Origin of the sequence: Lactobacillus equicursoris DSM 19284 = JCM 14600 = CIP 110162 (assembly GCF_001434815.1) — a bacterium.
Lineage (GTDB): Bacteria > Bacillota > Bacilli > Lactobacillales > Lactobacillaceae > Lactobacillus > Lactobacillus equicursoris.
Genome location: NZ_AZDU01000012.1, coordinates 1 through 19,929, shown reverse-complemented (window position 1 = coordinate 19,929; position 19,929 = coordinate 1). Strand labels below are relative to the sequence as shown.

Sequence of the window (19,929 nt, the reverse complement as noted above, 5' to 3'; positions counted from 1 at the left end):
ATTGCACAGGAAGTTACTCAACTGACGGAATGACGGCTCACGATCTTACTCAAGTAGACAAAATACTGCTCACGATCTTACTCAACTGGCCAAAATGCTGCTCACGATCTTACTCAAGTAGCCGAAAGGTTGCTCATGATCTTACTCAACTGGCTATGCCTGACAAGTAGTTGAGTAAGTTTCGGGCTACAAGTCTGCTTACTTGAGTAAGATCGTGTGCAGATTTTTTCAAAAATCAATTTAGTTGAGTAAAATTTTGTGCAATCGTCCCCTGCTATTCTTCAGTTTGCCAAAAATTGCGCCCGCACCAACATCGAATCAATAAAAAACGGCCGAGACATAAGTCTCGGTCGTCTAAAAATTATTTTTGCAGCATTTCTTCAAAAGCTACTTCGTACTTAGGAATGTCCCCGGCACCCATGAAGACGATGCAGTCGCCCTTGTAGGCCAGCAGGTCCTTCAGATTGTCAAAGTCGATGACTTCAGCACCTGGGATTTGGCTAGTGATGTCTTCACTCTTGATGTCGCCGGCTTGTTCACGGGCTGAGCCGTAGATAGGGGTCAAAAAGGCCTTGTCTACGCCCTTCAGGATTTCAACGTAGTCGTTTTCGAATTCCTTGGTCCGAGAGTAAGTGTGCGGCTGGAAGATGGTAACCAGCTTCTTGTCTGGGTACTTTTGCCGGGCAGCTTGGATGGTGGCGCGCAGTTCAGTTGGGTGGTGAGCGTAGTCATCAATTACCACCGTGTCGCCGAAGTCTTTTTCACTAAAGCGGCGCTTGGCCCCGGTGTACTTAACCAGACCGTCCTTAACCAAGTCTAAGTCGATACCTTCAGTGACAGCAATAGCGATGACAGCAGTAGCATTCATCACGTTGTGGTCACCAAACAGGTGGATGGTGAATTCGCCGAGATCCTTGCCGTGGGCTCTCACGTGTAACTTAGCACCCTTGGTGGTCTTCACCACGTCAAAGGCTTGGAAGTCATCGCTGTCCTTCAAGCCGTAAGTGTACTTCTTGGCGGTCTTTGGCGTGATCTGCTTCAAGCGCTCGTCATCGCCCCAAACGAACAGTGCCTTCTTGGTTTGGTCAGCAGCAGTTTGGAAGGCGCTGGCGTAGTCGTCGCGGTCTTTGAAGTAGTCTGGGTGGTCAAAGTCGACGTTGGTCATGATTTGGTAGTCTGGGTGATATGCCAAAAAGTGGCGGCGATATTCGTCAGCTTCGTAGACGAAGAAGCGAGAATTTTTAACGCCTTTACCCATCCCGTCACCAATCAAGAAAGAGGTTGGTGCGGCTTCACTCAAAACCGTTGCCAAGAGGCCCGTAGTTGAGGTCTTACCGTGTGAGCCAGCAACGCCAATACTAGTGTATTGTTGGACAATTTCTTCAACCGTGTCTGGGTAGCTTTGCCAAGCAACGCCCTTTTCTTCGCAAGCAGCCACTTCAATGTTGTCGCTCTTAAAGGCGTTACCCTTGACGATGACTTGCCCTTCGCCTTTGATGTTGTCCTTTGAAAAAGAAGCAACTTCAATCCCAGCGGCCTTCAGCGGGTCTTGAGTAAAAGTATACTTGTCGATGTCACTGCCGGCAACGTTATAGCCTAAGTCGTGCAAGATCAGGGCCAGGGAAGCCATCCCGGTCCCCTTGATACCAATAAACCAAATTTGTTTTGTCTTATCTAACATTTTTTTGCTCCATTATCTTCAATCGTTCGCTTCTAATTTTAGCATTAATAGGAAAAGAAAAAAGAGCCCTAGCCGAGCTCTTTGTAAAAAATTGAGGAAATATCAGATTTGGATTAAGTGAACTACTGCTTATTCTGCTGGCTACTTAGATATGGATCGATTTTCGACTTTTCTTTCACACAATTAGCTTAATATATATATACTTAAACTTCCCACACCAAAACAAAGATCTTGCTGTAATAAGACCTCATATCCTCATCAGAAATCACCTTAACCAAGACCAATATTCCCCTTAAATGTTTTCCTGCAAGTCACAGGCAGACCAGTGTCCATATAAGTAATCTTGCCGACAATCCTGTGCTTGCCTTGGTAATACTTTTCTTCCGCATTTGGATCAAGACGAAGCTCAGCATTATTTTTTACTCGTAGCCAATTCACAAACTTAGGAACACTGTAGGTTATCTTTCCTCACCACTAATCTGTTTACTTACCCAGAGCTTCTATGCCCTGCTTCAACCGTTGCATCCCATCAATTACCAATTCTTTTGAGCAGGCCAGGTTTATCCGGACGAATTCATCTCCGTTACCCCCGGTAGCTGTTCCCGGCAGAGATGATCAAACCAGTCTTTTCTCTTAGGTACTTGCAGAAGTTAGCCTCGTTAATCCCAAGAGCGCTGATATCAACCCAAGCCAGGTAGCTGGCGTTTGAGTCTAAGACCTTCAATTCTGACACTTCCTTTTCCAAAAATTCCCGTGCAAAGGCAAAGTTGTCCCGCAATACCTTTTTAAGTTCACGAAGCCAGTCATGTCCTTCTTCGTAAGCGACAATTGCTGCCGGGATGGCCAACAAGTTCGGTTCTCCGATGCCGGCCAGAAAAAAAGCTCCTCAGCGCGGGCACGCAAGTCCGGGTTAGGGATGATCGCGCAAGCAGCGTGCAGACCGGCCAAGTTGAAGGTCTTGCTTGGCGAGATCAAGGAAACTACCCAGTTTTTAGCTTCTCCTTCGACCGTAAAGGCTGGAGTGAAGTCACCGTCTAAGACCAGGTCTCCATGGATTTCATCTGAAAGCAGTAAAACCTAGTGTTTAGCGCAAAGTTCAGCAACTAGGGCAACTTCTTCTTTGCTCCAAGCGTAGCCAATCGGGTTGTGGGGGTTACAGAAAATCATCGCCCAGACAGAAGGACAGGCCAGCTTGTCTTCAAGGTCCGGCCAGTCAACGGATACTTACCACCTTCATAGACTAAATCACTGGGGACAACTCTGCGGCCATTGCCCTCAATGACTGAGTAGAACATGTTGTAGACCAGTTCTTGTAGCAGAACCTCATCGCCTGGGCTAGTGGCCAGCCGGAGCAAGGCGGAAATTGCAGGGACCACCCCGGAAGCAAACAAGCCCCAAGAGAGATCCATCTTGGCGCCATGCTCTTTTTCCTCTCAGTCAGCCACAGCTTGGTAATGTTCTGCTGGCACGCTCTCATAGCCAAAGGCCTTGACCCCTAATTTATCTTCCATGCTGGCCAAAATTTCCGGGGCGATTTCGAAATCCATCTCCGCAATCCACATTGGCAATTCATTTACTTTTAAATTGCCCCACTTGATAGAATTACTCCGTCTTTTTGGCACATGAGTAAATTCATATTGCTTCTCTGGCATTTTTGTCACCTCACAGAAAAAATTTCTAACCGCTTTTACTAGCTTCAGTTTAGCACAGAAAAACAGGTTCCTTTCGGAACCTGTCTCCCTCTAATCACAGCACGCTTGCCTTAACGTATCTGTTTTTGCCAATTCGGTAGTAGTACTTACCATGAAGCTTCTGCTTCTTGCTTAAAAGCTTAACCTTCTGCTTCTTTTTCAGATGACTAACTACCTTGCCCTTCTTATTGTAGACCTCGGTGTTCTTATGCAAGCGGACTTGCTTAACCTTCTTAGTCTTCTTTGACAGGCTGCTTGCCAAAACATATCTTTTCTTGCCAACCCGGTAGTAGTACTTGCCATGAAGCTTTTGTTTCTTACTTAAGAGCTTAACAGTAGTCTTCTTCTTAAGCTTGCCAATTACCTTACACTTCTTATTGTAGACTTTAGTCAGCTTAGTCAACTTGACCTTCTTATAAGTCTTAGTCTTCTTAACTGCTTTTTTGCTTGCCTTCTTAGAAGCCTTCTTGTTCTTCTTAGCACTAGTCTTCTTCGCGCCATTCTTTGAAGTTGGTTTGCTTTCAGTCTTTTTATCATCCTTTACAGAAGACTTGTTGTCTGACTTGGCTTCACTATTAGTCTCAGTCTTGCTGTCGGACTTGGAGTCGCTCTTGGTGTCAGCCTTGCTGTCGGTCTTGTTTTCCGGCTTAGACTCTGCAGCCTGTTCTTCGACAACCTTCTTGACTTCGTAAACTACAACAGCAGATTCGTTGTCATCCCCGTCGCGGTACTTGAACATAGCCCGGCCGCTGTCAGTCAGCTTAACTTCGCCGTCAACCTTTGACCAATCATTACCATCAGTTGAGTAAAGCAAAGTTACTTTTCCGTCAGCATCCTTTTCAGCCTGTTCAACGTTGCCAGCCTTAACCTCAACACTCTTGTCTGCTTCAACCGTACCAGTCAACTCTGGAGCGGGCAGCTTCCGTTCTACCTTGACCACGCTGGTGTATACTTGACTCTCATTGCCAGCGTCGTCATAGCTCTTGAATTCAACAGTTCCGTTGTGAGTCAGCGTAAAGGCATCCTTGTAGTCAGTCCAGGTCTTGCCACCATCAAGGCTGTACTTGATGTGGTTGAAGCCCTTGTCAACATCCTTCTTGTTAAAAGTCAGCTCGGCCTTAACCTTGCCTTCCCCATCAGGAGTCAGCTTCAATTCTGGCTGAGCAGCGACTTCCTTGACAATGTTCTTAACTTCATAAGTCGTAAGCTTTGACTCATTGCCGTAAACGTCTTGGTACTTGAACTCAACCTTGCCATTTTCAGCTACCTGTACAGTATCCTTGTCCAGCTTGGTCCAAGTCTTGCCGTCAACTGAGTAGTAGAGGTGAGCTGCCTTAAACTTGCCAGCAGACTTTTGTACATCGGACAGATTTTCGACCTTCAGCTGTACAGCTTGATTGGTCTTCTTGCTTTCTGATGCTGAAACATCCGGTGCCTCAAGCTCTGCCTGGTGGTTATACAGGGTAAAGTCTTGTTCAGTCTTGTTGTCACTGCCATCAGTCAAAGTTACCTTGACCTTCCGGGACCCGTCTTTTTCAGCCTTGATCGGGTAGCTGACCTTGACTGCATCCCTATTCTTAAAGAAGTCTTCGTTAAACACCTGGTAAGTCTTGTCTTGGTAAGCAGTATCGCTGCCAACTTGCAGGCTGTAACCGCTCAAGTTGTCATTGATCGTTGCCTTAAGATCGTAAACATCCTTGTTGGTGTAGACAGCCAACTGGCCATCCTCGCCTAAGGTCATCCCTTCTAATTGCAGGCTTGGCGCTGTTAAGTCAACCCAAAGCTTGTAGCTCCATTTAACGACTGGTTTGCCGTCGTTAAGCCGCGGATCTTGCACCAAGGCAGTCAATGAATGGTTGCCGTTCTTTAAGTCTTTGATCGTGTAGCTGAACTTCAGCGTATCTGGATCGTACTTGACATCGTCACCGTTTAACTGGAAGCGGGCAACTGGGTATGCCAACTTGCCAGTAACCGTGAAACTGTTGTCTTTCTCGTCATAGCCTGGCGTATTCTTGCCGACAACCGTCAGATCACTGGCGACATTGTCAAAAGTCAGCATATCCTTATTGTAAGTGTAACTTCTAGCGGTGAAAATCGTTACGTCCTTCTTTGTAACATTGCCATCCGCATCAGTTGCCGTCAGTTCAAAAGGATTATCACTGTAGTTCAAGTCAACCTTTTGTGAGAACTTGCCGCCCTGGTCAACCGTTAACTTAGTCTTGCTCTTGTCAGACAAGTTTGTCAGTTCCAGTTTGCCGCTTTCGCCAAGGCCAGATACCGTCCCGGATAAAGTATAGGAATCATCCTTAGCCAAAATCCGGCCTGAATTTTCCTCGTCAACGCTGATCTTCGGTCCCTCAGCCTTAACCGTAAAGTTGACTGCTTCAAGGGTTTCGTCCCCATCCTTGATCAAAAGCTGGTTTTGTCCATCTTTGACTGGCAGCTTAACTTCAAAGTAGCCATCTTCATCAGTCTCTGCTTCGACATCATTAAACTTAAGCTTGGTTTTCTTCTTGTATGTACCAGTTACAGTGTAAGTTTCTTTTTCTTGGTCGTAAGCCGGGCTTTGGCTGGTGACCTTTTGACCATCAGTGAGGTTGAAGATAAGAAGCTTGCTGTCATCTTGGTCATTTTGACTGGAGAAAGTTGAAGCATAACCAACATTGCCGGCATAGTCAGCCAAAACAGTTTTTACTTGGTTCTTGCCATCTTTAAGGCCAGTCAAGGCAGTCGTTGACTCGTAAACATCACTTTCTCCCTTAACCGGAGCCAGTGCCAGCTTCTGCTTTTCACCGTTTACTGCCGCAACAAACATTGTCATGTCAAGGCCACTGCCGGAATCCTTAGCCTTCAAACGCAGCTTGCCATCTTTAGTGACTTGCAAGTCGCTCACTTCTGGGGCCTTAGTATCAACCTTGACAGGGATGTTCAATTCCTGCTTGCTGCCGCCAGTTGCTGGGGTAAATTCAACCTTGTAGATGTATTGCCCATCTTTAACAACTTGGCCGTCAGCGTCAGTGCCATCCCACTTGTCCAGGGAGTGCTTGGTCCACTTACCGCTTGAAGAACTGTAGTAATCTTTAGTGCCCTCCTTACCAACACCCAAACTCTTAACTTTGTTTCCTTGAGCATCAGTAATCGTTTCCGTGTATTCCTTGTAGTTTCGGTCAAAGAAGAGAACAGGATATGCGTAGTCCCGGCTGCCATCGCCATTTGGTGAAATCGCGATCAGATCAGGATCAGTATACTTGCTGTAATCATCACCTTCATAGCCAGTATAGCCGAGAATGTCATCGTTGTTAGAAGCCATGACGCCAACCAGGGACTGAATCGTGTTGATTAGATTCGAATTGCCACCTTCATAAAGCATTGGCGCGCTAACACTAGCTTGACTGTAGCTACCGAAAAAGCCCATGTATGGAAGAACCAGGTTTGGCGTTGACTGGTCTTCTGCTTCAAAACCAACATAGCCTTCAACAAAATTTTGCCGCTGGAAACTGTATGGCAAGGTCAAGGTAAAGCTTACATCCACGCTTTCGCCTGGCTGAACCGTCACCTTAGGCGTTTCAGTAGTCAGCTGCCCCTTAACAATCTTGGTGTCATAGATTTCACCATTCTTGGCATCGGTTGCCTGGGTGTATGGGCCACCATAATTGTCAACCGCATAAGTTTGAGCCTTCTTGCCATGATTGGTCAAGGTAATCTTAAAAGTCGTCTGCCGGCCAATTTCTTTCAAGGCTGCTGCCCCGTTGCCGTTGGCTGCCTTAACCTCAACCGTATTGTTGATGGCGTCCTTAACGTTAATTTCCCCACTTCCCTGCCGGCGAGGTGAAATGATTTCCTTGGTGTGTTCAGTATCATAGACGGGGTGGGAAGTGTTCATGGCTGAATTCTTAGCAAATTGTACTAATTCTTCCCCGGACAGGTTCAAACCTTGTTTCTTGATACCTTGTAAAATTAATGCTTCTGAACCTGCGACAAATGGTGAAGCCATTGAAGTCCCACTCATTTGCTGGTACTTGTTGTCGTTGGCCAGCGAGTAGATCTTCCCGCCTGGAGCAGTGATTTCTGGCTTGAAGTCGAGTTCCGGCGTTGGTCCCCAGCTAGTAAAGTCACTCATCTTTCCCGCGCTGGAGTTATCGATCAAAGCAGTACCAAACTTCAGCTTGATGCTCTTACCTCCTTTTGCTGCTTTAGCCAGAACTTCCCCATCTGCCTTAGACATCCCCAAGGTTGGGAAGGTCTTGTCATCTAAGGCCATTGATACCATACCGTCATCCCGGTTGTTGTAGATAACAATCCCTGCCGCGCCAGCTGCCTTGGCATTGGCAACTTTCTCTGAGAAGGTGTAAGATCCCCGTTCAACAACTGCAAGTTGTCCCTTAACCTCAGCTTTCTTTTCAGCAGTATAGTCATCTGCACCGCCCAAGCCCATGTCAACAAGCTTAAGCTTCTTCGTTAAAACTGAGTAGTTGCTTTCCAGTTGGGTTGTTACTTGCGCAGCACCCTTTAATTCTGAATTTGAGTTAAAGCTGACCCCACCGAGTTCGTCTTTAACTGTGTCGGTGGTCACCTTGCTGTTTTCAGCAGAGGCCACCGTCAGAGCATCTGGTGTAACCCCTGGAGCGCCAACAGTACTGAGTTCACTTGTCCCGGTATTATTGACCGGATTACCATCTGCAGTCGACCCGGCAACACCTGAGTTCCCAGCAGAGATAACATTAATGACGCCAGCCTCTGATGCCTTGGCCACAGCTTGTTGCTGTGGATCACTTGGATCGACATCTGATGAAACTGAGCCCAAACTCATGTTGATAACGTCGGCCCCCAGCTTAACTGAGTCTTCAATTGCTGAAATGATGTCATCATCATAGGCACCAGAATTCTTGGCATTGTTGGAGAAGACCTTCATTGCCAAAAGCTGGGCATCCGGCGCAACACCTTTAACTTGGCCATTGGCACCAGCAATCCCGGCCACGTGCTGGCCATGCATTTCGCCAGAACCATTGTCCACGATTTGGTCGTTCTTATCAGCGTAGTTGTAGCCGTATGGAACCTTCTCCGTGTAATACTTCCCGTGACCTAGCTTACTCTTGTCGCTTTCAACCTCACTCTTACTCAACGCGGTGCTGACGCCACTGTCCAATTTCAAGTCCTGGTGGCTGGAGTCAATCCCGGTATCAATGATCGAGATAACCATACCTTCGCCCTTGAGCTTTTGTTCTTGCCAAACGTCTTGCACTTGGGCCATTTGATCAGCACTCTCATCGGTTGGATGGTAAACCTTGACAGGCGTAACGTTCTTAACCTGTGGCAGATCCTTAACCTTGTCGATATCGTCTAAGTCCATATCGATGGAAAAGGCATTGACCAAGTAACCGAACTGCCGGCGGACCTTGTTACCGGTGATTTCTTCCACCTGCTTGATCACCTTTTCTTGACCATCCTTGATTTGATCGCTTGCCTGCTCAATCTTTTTAACTGAGGCCGCTGATCCAGTCGGCTTACTGGTGTGATCAAATGCGGCTGACTTATTCAGACTGACGATCACCCGAACCGAGGACTCATTCTTCTTGCTAACTGCTTGGCCAGAAGCCTGTCTTTGCTCTTTAGCCGCCTCTTGGAACTTGCTGTAGCTCTTCTTAGCGTTATAACGCTGCTCTTGCTGCAAGTACTTGGTCAGTGCTTCCCGGCTAGCCGACCGTGGACTAACTGTTTCTTGACTGGCAGCTTGGACAAAAGCGGCTGACTGGAAAGTTCCCGCCAGTGGACTCGCTGACAGGAGCAGTGCTGCCGCTAATTCAGCCACTTTGTTCAAATGGCGTGCGGATTTCTTCTTTTCCATCTATTTCCTTAACTCCTATAGACAAATAAATATTTTTATTAGCAAGCCTATCATCACACAGCTCTGGCTCACCAATATTTCATAATTATACCATAATCTAAATTAAAGTTAAGACTTTTTGGTGGAATTTTAAGCAAAACTGCTAAGAAGCAATTTCCGAATGCTAAAAAATAAAAAGCACATTATTTCAGCAATATGCGAGAAAATAACGTGTTAAAAAGTTAAAAATCTACAAAATACTAACTTAAAGTTGAATTGTTCAAGTCGTGACATAGCGTTATCTTTTTAATTATAATAACACGATCCCTATTTGAATATAGTTCTTTCTGTTCTTTCATTTTAAAAAAGAATATTACCAATTTTTTGTTATAGCTTTTAAAGTTAGATTTACATTAAAATTTTTCATTTATAAACTTAAACTTCCCACACCAAAAAGAACTATGAAGCCTTGATAACTCAATAGTTTAGCCTATAAAAAAGCACAAGGCCTTTGTTTGCTTGATATAATTTGACAACAACATAATCAATATCAAACGAACGGCTTGTGCTATGTCTAGTTTACCATCATTCAATACTGAAAACGAACACCAAATTGCGATGGCGCTCAGGTTAATGCCAGAATAGTCTGCGTAAGAAATCGTGCCAACCGTAAGGATTACTCTTATCTGCACAAACATGGACATCGATGAAAATAAGATCATCAGAATTTAAGGCAAAAGATGGAATATCGAGGTCTTCTTCAAGACCTGTAAGAGCTTCTTGAAGTTAGGCACTGAATACCATGGCCTCTCATATGATGCACTGACAGCTCATACGGCTTTTGTCTTTCTGCGCTATATGTTCATGTCAGTTTCCAAACGAGATGACGAAGATGACAGGACAATAGGCGAGCTTTTTTACTGCATGATAGACGAGCTTGCGGACATCACTTTTCATCACTCTCTCCAGATCCTGGTGGAAGCCATGTTCGAGAGCGTGAAAGAAATCTTCCAACCGACCGAAGAGCAGACAGAAAGATTTACCAATGCTTTCATTTCCCGCCTCCCGAAGTACATGCAGGAGGCATTGTCGCCATCACTAGCAGTTTAATTGAATATTTACTGGCCAAACTATTGAGTTTTCAAGGCTTTATAGTTCTTTTTGGTGTGGGAAGTTTAAGTATATACTAATGAATCAAAAATCCACTACATTTAATCATCCGTCGTGGTATCAGAAATCTTCTTAGCACCGCCCAAAGACTGGATTAGGTACTCACTGTCAGACTTTTCAACCACGCCACTATATTCAAAAATTTTCTCGTGGACATCACTTTCATGAATGAAGGTATAGTCAATTCGGTAGATCACCTGACTCTCCGTGTCGCTCAGCAGATAAACAGCTGACATAGTCACCGTTTGCGAGTAGCACAAGATCTTATCGGACTCATCCCACCGGTTGTTTTCCAACTTAATCTGCTGGTAGCCACTGTTTGATCTGCCGCCGACAAAGCGGTCTGCCGCTCCTTGTGGAACTTCTACAGTGGCGCCAGATTCTCATGGTTGACCGCTAATGTAGCGGGTGGCATCTTCATCTGGGTTAACCAAGGCCGCCATGATCCAATCGACCTGCTTGACTACAGTTAGGGCAGTATTTGACATTTTTCATTTTTTCCTTGATTGTCGATCCTTCCCTAGCATTTTTGCCAAAAGAAAAACCCAGCACCATGCCGATGCTGGGTTCTCGATATCCTAATTAGAGCGTAATTACGCCGCTAGCGAGCAATTCGTCGCACTTGGTTGGTTCGAATTCGTCCCCAACCTTAAAGGTGTCAGGCACAACCATGATGCCGCGCTTTTGCGGAGCGTGGGCCAAGCCCAGTTCCCGGGCTGAGCAGATCATGCCGTCTGATTCAACGCCGCGCAAGGCGCCTGGCCAAATCTGTGCGCCGTTTGGCATCAAGGTGCCAGGCAAAGCGACAACCACCTTTTGCCCTTCAGCGATGTTAGGCGCGCCGCAGACAATTTGGTGGTCTTGGCCGTCACCCACGTCAATTTGGGTGATGTGCAAGTGGTCGCTGTCTGGGTGCACTTCACAGCTCTTAACGTAGCCATAAACCAAGGTTGGCTTGGCAACTTCCAGCTTGTCGCTAAAGCCGGCTTCTGCCAGCTTCTTGTTCAAGGCAGCTACTTGTTCGGCGTCAAGCTTAACTTGGCCGTTTGGCAGCTTGTCGTAGTCCAAAACTTCGTTTACGTTAAAGAAGTTGAAGCCGGTCAGCTTGCCCTTTTCGTCAGTAACGCGGGTAACATCAGCCTTTTCTTCAAACTTGCTTTCGCCTTCGCCTTGAGCCAGGATGACGATCAAGGTGTTAGGATAACTTACTTTATTAATGCTAGTGATCATTAGATCAGGGTCCCTTCTTTATCTAGTCAACTAACCGTAAAAAAGCTTCGACTTCCTGCTTCGTTTTGCGGTCTCCATTAACTAGTCTACCAATTTCTTGGCCATCTTGGTAGACAACAAATGAAGGAATTCCCATAATATTCATTTCTTTGCAGAGGTCAATAGAGCCATCGCGGTCAACCTTGATGAACTTGCTGTCTGCAAAGTCAGCTTCAATGCTTGGCATGGCTGGATCGAGGAAGCGGCAGTCTGGGCACCAGTCTGCTGAAAATTCTACGACCGTGCGGCCTGCTTTAACTAAGTCGGCCAGCTTGGCCTGGTCTACTACCTTGTAATCTTCCATAGGTTTCCTCCTACTTACTTTTAATAAGAAAACTGCTTACTAGTATTCTAACTGATTCTCCTAGAAAAGCAAGTCTTTTGTCTTCGACTAATTTTTGGGCAAAAATTGAGCGTGCAGACAGTAGATTGGCTGCCCCTTAGATGCAAACTTGTGCTCATATTCGGTTTCCACGTTAGCTTCCACGATTTCTTCTTTTTCATGGTGGAGGTCAACGGAGACAAAGTCAAAATGCATCCCGTAGTTGTTCATGCTTTGGACGGAATAAGCATAAAGTCCAGAGTTGTCAGTCTTGAACTCAATCATGCCATCTGCGGTCAAGACCTTTTGGTATTCTGCCAAAAAACTCTTGTAAGTCAAACGCCGCTTTTCGTGGCGGGTCTTTGGCCAGGGATCAGAGAAGTTCAGGTAGATCTTGCTGGTGGAATTTTCACCAAAGTAGGCTACCAGGTTAGCCGCATCAGCGCAGAGGATTTGCAGGTTGTCTAAGCCCTCATCCAGCTTCTTTTTCAAGATAATGCCGGCTGCGGTCTTTTGGATTTCCATGGCCACAAAGTTGGTTTCCGGGTGGTGCTTAGCCAGGGTGGTGATAAATTGGCCCTTGCCTGAGCCGATTTCAATTTCAATCGGGTGGTCATTGCCAAAGCGGGCTGCCCAGTCAATCTTTTCGCTTGGGTCTGGCCGGTCTAAGGCACTTTCTGGGTGCTGGTCAACGAGGTCATTTGCCCATGGCTTGTTCTTTAAACGCATAAATTTCTTCTCTTTCTATTTTGTCTTATCTTCTATTTTGCTAAAAAGTTATTTTCTTCTGCCGCTCTTCTTCCCGTATCTCGCTCGCTTCTCTACCTCCTTAGTCTTGTAAGGCAGGTAGACCTTGGCTAAAAGCAAGGTCCAAAGGAGCAGCAGGCCAACTGAGAGGATTTTTTCTTTAGGTAAAGCGATCAGCCACACGGCGGCAACCACGATCGCCTGCAAAAAGAGCGCCCAAGAAAGGACCCGGCTAAGGTCTTGCCCCTTCTTTGCCTGGTCAATCGGGTAGACCCGGTACATGATGTTCCGGTCATAGTTTTCCGCCAGTGGTAAGAGCTGCCAGACCGTCAGGTAGAGGATCAAGAAGGCAATCGGCACCGTCCAGGTCCAGTCGGCAATCATCAGGCTAATCAAGACAATGAAGGCCGTCATCCGGGCCAGCAGGTTCAAGTATTCGGGGTTCCGCAGCAGCGACCGGCGGAACAAGAAGCTGTTGGCAGTTTCCTTTTTTAAGCTTGGCAAAAGGAAGTCCAGGTACTTCCGCCGTCTGATGTTGACCCGCTTCTCCCGCACGTCAGTAAACAGCGAGAAGGCTGTGTAGACTAGGTCTTTGCGCTCAGTTTCATAGTCGATGGCGTATTGCCAATCAAAGACCTGTCCCTGCCGCTTTTCCCCTCTTTTTTTCAGGAAAAAGGAAGCTGCAACCGGGATCAAGATGACGATTCCGGCGATTTGCGGGATGAGGTAAAGGGCGGCTAAAAGCATGGCCAGGGTCAAGCCCCGAGCCAGCCAGGACGCCCTTTTTACCCGGTGGTCAAAGGTAAATTCTTGACTGACCACTTGCTGCTCAGCCATTTTACCCCAATAAAGGGCCAAGACCAAAAAAAGATAGTTGCTACCGTTTAAGCCAACCTTCAAGCTGGCAAAAGGATAGAGGATGGCTGCCGTGATCCCGATCAAGATGGCGGGAAGCAGGCGGCTGTAGCCCCGCATCTCGTCCAAATAGTCTTTAACCGCGTCGTCTTGGGTAAAAAGAAACTGCCGGTCCGCTTCTTGAAACAGCGTAACCAGCTTTCCCGGCAGGCTGGCAATCCAGAGGATGCCGGCCAAGATCAAGGGATAGTACCACTTACCCGCCGGCAAGACCTTCATGATCTTGGCATACCAGAACATGACTGCCCCAAAGATGAAAATCAAGGCCAAGACGAAGAAGTCGTTAAAGACCAGGGCCAGGTACTTGGTCGACTGCTTGAAGTTGGCGCTCAGCCTTTTTTTCGCTAACTCACGCATGCTGATCCCTGCTCTCTTCTTGGTATAAGACCTGGTAGAGCTTGTCAAAGGAATCGGTCTCCTTTAAGCCGTAGTGCGCCCGGATCTCCGGTAGGCTGCCAACGAATTCGATCGTGCCCTGGTTCAAGATGGCGTAGGTCTTGATGGCCTGCTGGGCATCGGCCAAAACGTGGGTGGTCATCAAGACCTCTCTGCCTTCAGCGCAAGCCTGCTTGATCAAATCGATAAAGTTGGCTACCGCCAGCGGATCAAGCCCGGTAAAAGGCTCATCGATCACTAAGAGTTCAGCCTTGGTCAAAAAGGCGCAGACGATCATCACCTTTTGCTGCATCCCTTTTGAAAAGTGGACCGGCAGCCAGTCCAGCTTTTCTTGCAGGCGGAACATGGTTAAAAGCTCATTCGCCTTGTCCCAAGAATCTTCGCCCAGATCATAGGCCAGCATGGTCAGCTCTATGTGTTCTTTCAAGGTTAATTCCGGGTAAATCACCGGCGTTTCCGGAATGTATGCCACTTTTTTCTTAAATTGGGCCGGCTGCTTGGCGAGGTCCACCCCGTCCAAAGTGATCGTGCCCTTTTGCGGGCGCAAAAGCCCCAATAGGTGCTTGATGGTGGTGGACTTACCTGCCCCATTTAAGCCGATCAGGCCCAGGGCCTGTCCTTTTTCCACCGTTAAATTAACGTTCTTGATGACCGGGATGCCAGAATAGCCCCCCGTTAAGTTTGTAATTTCTAGTGTCATTTTTCTCGTCTTTCATGTTTTTGTCTCTTTAATATGATAGCATGAAGACAAGGATAATCTAAAAGATAAAGATAGATAACCCGATAAATATGAAAAAAGAGGTACGAAAAATGACTGAATCAAACTTAATAGACGACTGCCTTTTCTGCAAGATCATTAGAGGCGAAATTCCTAGTTACACCGTTTTTGAAAATGATGACGTTAAGGCCTTTTTGGACATTTCCCAAGTCAACGAAGGCCACGTCTTAATGGTGCCTAAAAAGCACCTGGTCAACTTCTTTGACTACGAAAAAGCCGATGCTGAACGCTTTTTGAAGTATATCCCAGAAATTGCCCGTGCCATTAAAAAGTCTAACGACAAGATTACCGGTATGAACATCACTTCTAACAACGGCGAAGTTGCTGGCCAAGTGGTGATGCACTCTCACATCCACTTCATCCCGCGCTGGGAAGGCGACGGCATCAAGTTCTTCACCAGAAACAACGCTGACCAATACGACGAAGTCAAGTACCAAGCCGTTTGTGACAAGATTAAGGAACAATTTTAAGGAGGAGCCAGATGAGTTTGAAGCATTTTAGCCTGGGCTTTTTGACCGGGGCTATTGCCGGTGCGGTTTTTGCCTTTTTGCCAGATGAAAAAGGCAAGACGACCCGGGAATACCTGAAAGAAGACGCAGATGGCTTTAAAGAAGCCCAGCAGGACCTGGAAGACAGCCTAAGCCGGGCTCATGAAGCCGGCGAGCGCTTGGCCAGCTCCGTGCCAGAAGCCAGCCAATTATTAGCAGACCTCAACACCAATGTCGACCACTTCAAAGAAGAGGCTGACCGGGAAATCAACGCCCTCCAAGCCAAGATTGACCAACTAACCAAGGACCTAAATGGCGACCTCAACCAAACTGAAAACTAAGCAAAAGAAAAGGAGTTACGTGGGGTAACTCCTTTTTTCTGTTTGCGATTAAGCCTTGTTAGACTGCCACTGGCCAACCAGGTCATTGACGTCACTGACACCCATGCCTGCCAAAACGCCCGGCAGGGCGTCTACCACGTGCTTGATGGCTAACTTGTCGTGGAAGGCCATGGAGCCGATTTGAACGGCGCTGGCCCCGGCTAAAATGAATTCTGCGGCATCTTCTGCCGAGTTGATTCCGCCAACCCCAATGATTGGCAAGTTAACCGCCTTTTTCACCTGAGCCACCATGCGGACGGCAACCGGCTTGACGGCTTGGCCAGACAGCCCGCCAAAGTCATTGCCTAAAACTGGACGGCGGGTCTTCAGGTCCAGGTGCAGGCCCAAAAGGGTGTTGATCAAGGTTAAACCGTCAGCGCCGCCTCGTTCAGCAGCTTTAGCGATCTCGGTAATATCGGTCACATTGGGCGTCAGCTTGACGTAAACCGGGATGTCAACGCGCTCTTTGACCTTCTTGGTGATCTCTTCCACCATTTCAGGCACGATGCCAAAAGTCATCCCGCCTTCAGACACGTTTGGGCAAGACAGGTTCAGCTCTAAGGCATCGGGCTTAGCGCTAGCCAAAATTTCCGCTACTTCCAGATAGTCTTGGACGCTCTCCCCGCCCACGCTGGCCATGATTGGCAAGTCTGGGTGCTTTTTTCTTAAAGCAGGAATTTTTTCACTGGCCACCACTTCGCAACCTGGATTGGTCAAGCCAACCGCGTTCATGACACCGTCTTCTAAGAGGGCGATTTGCGGCTTCGGGTTCCCGGTTCTAGCGTGCCGCGTAGCGGTCTTGATCACGATCGCCCCCATTTGGTCCCAATCAAAATTTTCTGGCAGATCGCCAAAGGCAAAGGTGCCACTTGCTGGCATTACTGGATTCTTCAGCTTGAGGCCGGGCAAGGAAACGGCCATCTTTACATCGTTAGTCATTTTGCCTCCGTTACTTGTTAACTTTTTAACATTTCAATTCGACAAAATTATGCAACAAAAAATAATAAAAGGCAAGCTTGATTTTTAGCGGGCATCGTGATAATCTTTTGTTGATTGAGCTTTAAATGGTACAGAGAGACCACAAGCAAACGCAACGCAAATGTTATAACTAAGCACATTTTCTGCCCGCCTGGTCTCTTTCTAGACTTTGGCGGGTTTTTGCTTACACAAAATAAGGAGCCGACATGAGCAAACCATTATTTATTGCCTTAGATTTTGATGATCAAGAAAAGATGTGGCTTTTTCTCAACCAGCTGCAGCCACAAAGCAAGCTGCACGTCAAGCTGGGGATGGAAATGTTCTACCAATACGGACCAGAGATTGTCCGCGACCTGTCTGCTAAGGGCTACCAAATCTTTTTAGACTTAAAATTGCATGACATTCCCAACACCGTCAAGCGGACGGCCAGACAGCTGGCAGCCCTGGGCGTTTACTGCACGACTGTTCATGCCTTAGGCGGTAAGGAAATGATCAAGGCGGCTAAAGAAGGCCTCATCGAAGGCACGCCAGAAGGCAAGGAAGTGCCAAAGCTGCTGGCAGTAACGGAACTGACTTCCATCTCAGAAGATGTTTTAAGAGATGAGCAGCACTGCTCACTCAGCTTAGCCGACGAAGTCAAGAGCCTGGCCCACCAGGCCCAAACGGCGGGTGCTGACGGTATCATCTGCTCACCTCTTGAAGTCAAGGCCATGAAGAACGAATTCAGCGACGACTTCATGTTCGTCACTCCTGGCATCCGGCCAGCTTCCTACAAGAAAGACGACCAAGCCAGAGTGGCAACCCCAAGCCAAGCACGGGAAAACGGGTCAACCGCCATCGTCGTTGGCCGACCAATCACCCAAGCTGAAAACCCACAAGTTGCATACGAAGAAATTTTAAAGGACTGGACTAAATAATGAACAACAACGAAATTATCCGCGAACTGATTGACAAGAAGATCGTAACTATTTCACCTGACAAGGACTTTGTCTACGCTAGCGGGATGCACTCCCCAATCTACACTGACCTCCGTCAGACCATTTCTTTCCCAGCACTCCGCCAAGCCATTGCCGAAAATCTGGCTGCCTTGATTAAAAAGGAATTCCCAGAAGTAACGGTAATCGGCGGGGTCGCAACTGCTGGTATCCCGCACGCTGCTTGGGTAGCCCAAGTGATGAACCTACCAATGGTTTATGTTCGCTCCAAGCCAAAGGACCACGGCCAAGGCCGGCAAATCGAAGGCCGCCTTTCCATGGACGACCACATCGTCTTGATCGATGACTTGATTTCAACTGGCGGCAGCGTTTTGGCTGCGGTTCAAGCGGTTAAGGACACCGGCGCCCACGTTGACGGCGTCAGCTCCATCTTCACCTACCTTTTGCCAGATGCAGACGCAAACTTTAAGAAAGCTGATACTAAGTTTGCACCGCTTTTGAACTACCGGGAACTGATCGAACAAGAAATTTCTAAGACGGTTACTAAGGAACAATACGAAGAACTTTTGGCATGGCACCAAGATCCATGGAACTGGAAGCGGTAATTTTTCGCATTTACGATCTAAAGAATTTCCTAAGAAAATAGATATTTTTCATGAACTTTCGAACTATTGCAATCTAATTCCGCAAAAATATGTTATATTAGATACCAGTACGTATGAAGGATGTGGAGAATTTTTTTATGAAAAAAAGTTTGAAGAAAATCGCTATTTTAGCTGGTGCAGCTGCTATTGGTCTGTCAACCGCAGCCTGCTCAAGCAGCTCAGCAACTGTTGTTAACTATAAGGGCGGCAAAATCACCCAAGATGACTACTACGAAGCCATGAAGGACACTTCATCTGGTCAACAAACCTTGGTCAGCTTGATCATCTACCGCACTTTGAAGCAACAATACGGCGACAAGGTATCTTCAAAGAAGATCGATGCCCAATACAACAAGTACAAGAAGCAATACGGTTCAAGCTTCTCAACTGTGTTGAGCTACAGCGGCTTGACTACTAAGAGCTTCAAGCAAAACTTGGCAACTAACCTTTACTCAATCGCTGCCTTGAAGGACTTGAAGAAGCCAACTGCCAAGCAAGAAAAGAACTGGTGGGCAAGCTACCACACGAAGACGACTGTACAACACATCGTTGTAGCTAAGAAGTCTACTGCTCAAACCGTCATCAGCAAGCTGAAGAGCGGCACTAGCTTCGCCACTTTGGCTAAGAAGTACTCAACTGACACGGCCACTAAGAAGAAGGCTGGTAAGCTTGCAGCTTTTGACTCAACTGACACCAGCTTGAGCAGCACCTTCAAGAGCGCCGTTTGGAAGCTTAAGGAAGGTGAATACACCACCACTCCTGTTAAGACTTCATCTGGCTACGAAGTCATCAAGGTCTTGAAGACTACTGAGAAGGGTGCCTACAACACTAAGGCTAACAAGAAGTTCATCGACAACCAGCTTTACACTAAGTGGGCTTCAAACTCAACTGTGATGACTAAGATCATCGGTAAGGTCTTGAAGAAGGCTGACGTGAACATCAAGGACAAGGACTTGAAGAGCAAGAACCTGCTTTCAAGCTACCTGAACCCATCAAGCTCAACTGCAAGCTCAACTGCAACTTCAAGCTCAAACTAATAGGTTAGGTATTAAAACAGCTTTTCGCCATCTGGGCGGAAAGCTGTTTTTGTTTGTTTTTGGGGCGTTTTGGCTGGGATGGGTGTTGCACACGATCCGGGAAATGCTGCTCATTAACTTACTCAACTAGGCAAAACGCTGCACACGATCTTACTCAAGTACGGGAAATGCTGCACACGATCTTACTCAAGTACGGGAAATACTGCTCATTAACTTACTCAACTGGGCAAAATGCACCGGCAGTTAAGTAATTTTTGGGCCGCCACTTCTCTTACTTGAGTATGTTTCTGTGAAGCTTTTTTAACAAATAGGCCCCAGTTGAGTAAATTATTGTGCAATCTGAGATCATTTTGGGCTACTAGTCATTTTTGTTGGCATTGTTTTGGGCATCCTACTCAATCGGGTTAAATTTTCACGTTTTTTTGCCCCCGACTTGACTCAACCGACTCCTTTTTCCCGCTTTTTCGCCCCCGATTTGACTCAACCGGACCACTTTTTCTAAATATTTGCCCCCGAGTTGACTCAACCAGACTAAATTTCCCCATTTTTTGCCCCCAAGTTGACTCAACCGAGCTAATTTTTCCCATTTTTTGCCCCCAAGTTGACTCAACCGACCTCCTTTTTCCTATTTTTCGCCCCCAACTTGACTCAACCGGACCACTTTTTCTAAATAT

14 protein-coding genes and 2 pseudogenes are annotated in these 19,929 nt (G+C 46.9%); 6 read left to right on the top strand and 10 right to left on the bottom strand.

What is annotated here, in order from left to right:
- Positions 1–361 precede the first annotated feature (361 nt).
- The 3 genes and pseudogenes from murC to FC20_RS03645 all read right to left on the bottom strand — a co-directional run bounded on the left by murC (position 362) and on the right by FC20_RS03645 (position 9,217).
- The gene (murC, locus tag FC20_RS03655) at positions 362–1,681 is read right to left on the bottom strand and encodes a UDP-N-acetylmuramate--L-alanine ligase (RefSeq protein ID WP_008459520.1); all 1,320 of its coding nucleotides are present in this window, start codon (positions 1,679–1,681) and stop codon (positions 362–364) included.
- Positions 1,682–2,164: 483 nt separating this feature from the next.
- Positions 2,165–3,333, bottom strand: a pseudogene (locus FC20_RS03650) (MalY/PatB family protein).
- 94 nt (positions 3,334–3,427) lie between these two features.
- Entirely contained in the window at positions 3,428–9,217 is a 5,790-nt protein-coding gene (locus FC20_RS03645; RefSeq protein WP_008459526.1) for a S8 family serine peptidase, read from the bottom strand.
- A gap of 587 nt (positions 9,218–9,804) precedes the next feature.
- On the opposite strand from FC20_RS03645, the pseudogene FC20_RS03640 reads away from it, so the two are divergent.
- Positions 9,805–10,306, top strand: a pseudogene (locus tag FC20_RS03640) (IS4 family transposase); the annotation flags it as partial.
- A gap of 101 nt (positions 10,307–10,407) precedes the next feature.
- On the opposite strand, the gene FC20_RS03635 reads toward FC20_RS03640, so the two are convergent.
- The 6 genes from FC20_RS03635 to FC20_RS03610 all read right to left on the bottom strand — a co-directional run bounded on the left by FC20_RS03635 (position 10,408) and on the right by FC20_RS03610 (position 14,715).
- Positions 10,408–10,662 carry a hypothetical protein gene (locus FC20_RS03635; protein ID WP_008459531.1) on the bottom strand — a complete coding sequence of 85 codons (255 nt, stop codon included), beginning with the start codon at positions 10,660–10,662 and terminating at the stop codon, positions 10,408–10,410.
- Between the two features lie 286 nt (positions 10,663–10,948).
- A complete protein-coding gene (ytpR, locus tag FC20_RS03630) occupies positions 10,949–11,596 on the bottom strand; it encodes a YtpR family tRNA-binding protein (protein ID WP_008459536.1) in 648 nt (215 codons plus the stop codon).
- A 22-nt stretch (positions 11,597–11,618) separates the two neighbouring features.
- A complete protein-coding gene (locus FC20_RS03625) occupies positions 11,619–11,939 on the bottom strand; it encodes a thioredoxin family protein (RefSeq protein ID WP_008459538.1) in 321 nt (106 codons plus the stop codon).
- An 87-nt stretch (positions 11,940–12,026) separates the two neighbouring features.
- Positions 12,027–12,686, bottom strand: a complete 660-nt coding sequence (gene trmB, locus FC20_RS03620; protein ID WP_008459539.1) for a tRNA (guanosine(46)-N7)-methyltransferase TrmB — start codon at positions 12,684–12,686, stop codon at positions 12,027–12,029.
- Positions 12,687–12,734: 48 nt separating this feature from the next.
- A complete protein-coding gene (locus tag FC20_RS03615; protein WP_008459541.1) occupies positions 12,735–13,976 on the bottom strand; it encodes an ABC transporter permease in 1,242 nt (413 codons plus the stop codon).
- On the bottom strand, positions 13,969–14,715 hold the full coding sequence (locus FC20_RS03610) for an ABC transporter ATP-binding protein (RefSeq protein WP_008459542.1): 747 nt from the start codon (positions 14,713–14,715) through the stop codon (positions 13,969–13,971). Before FC20_RS03610 ends, FC20_RS03615 begins: the two co-directional genes overlap by 8 nt.
- A gap of 110 nt (positions 14,716–14,825) precedes the next feature.
- On the opposite strand from FC20_RS03610, the gene FC20_RS03605 reads away from it, so the two are divergent.
- Positions 14,826–15,263: an HIT family protein gene (locus FC20_RS03605; protein ID WP_008459543.1), complete on the top strand. Its 438-nt coding sequence runs from the start codon at positions 14,826–14,828 to the stop codon at positions 15,261–15,263.
- An 11-nt stretch (positions 15,264–15,274) separates the two neighbouring features.
- A complete protein-coding gene (locus FC20_RS03600; RefSeq protein ID WP_008459544.1) occupies positions 15,275–15,622 on the top strand; it encodes a YtxH domain-containing protein in 348 nt (115 codons plus the stop codon).
- 48 nt (positions 15,623–15,670) lie between these two features.
- Here FC20_RS03600 and FC20_RS03595 read toward each other — a convergent pair whose 3' ends face one another.
- Entirely contained in the window at positions 15,671–16,600 is a 930-nt protein-coding gene (locus FC20_RS03595; protein ID WP_008459545.1) for a dihydroorotate dehydrogenase, read from the bottom strand.
- 245 nt (positions 16,601–16,845) lie between these two features.
- Between FC20_RS03595 and pyrF the strand changes: the two genes are divergently transcribed.
- The 3 genes from pyrF (at position 16,846) to FC20_RS03580 (ending at position 19,255) form a co-directional block, all read left to right on the top strand.
- Entirely contained in the window at positions 16,846–17,556 is a 711-nt protein-coding gene (gene pyrF / locus FC20_RS03590) for an orotidine-5'-phosphate decarboxylase (protein ID WP_008459546.1), read from the top strand.
- Positions 17,556–18,179 (top strand): orotate phosphoribosyltransferase, encoded by a 624-nt coding sequence (gene pyrE / locus FC20_RS03585; protein WP_008459547.1) that lies wholly within the window; start codon positions 17,556–17,558, stop codon positions 18,177–18,179. Before pyrF ends, pyrE begins: the two co-directional genes overlap by 1 nt.
- A 137-nt stretch (positions 18,180–18,316) precedes the next feature.
- Positions 18,317–19,255 (top strand): peptidylprolyl isomerase, encoded by a 939-nt coding sequence (locus FC20_RS03580; RefSeq protein WP_008459548.1) that lies wholly within the window; start codon positions 18,317–18,319, stop codon positions 19,253–19,255.
- Positions 19,256–19,929 lie beyond the last annotated feature (674 nt).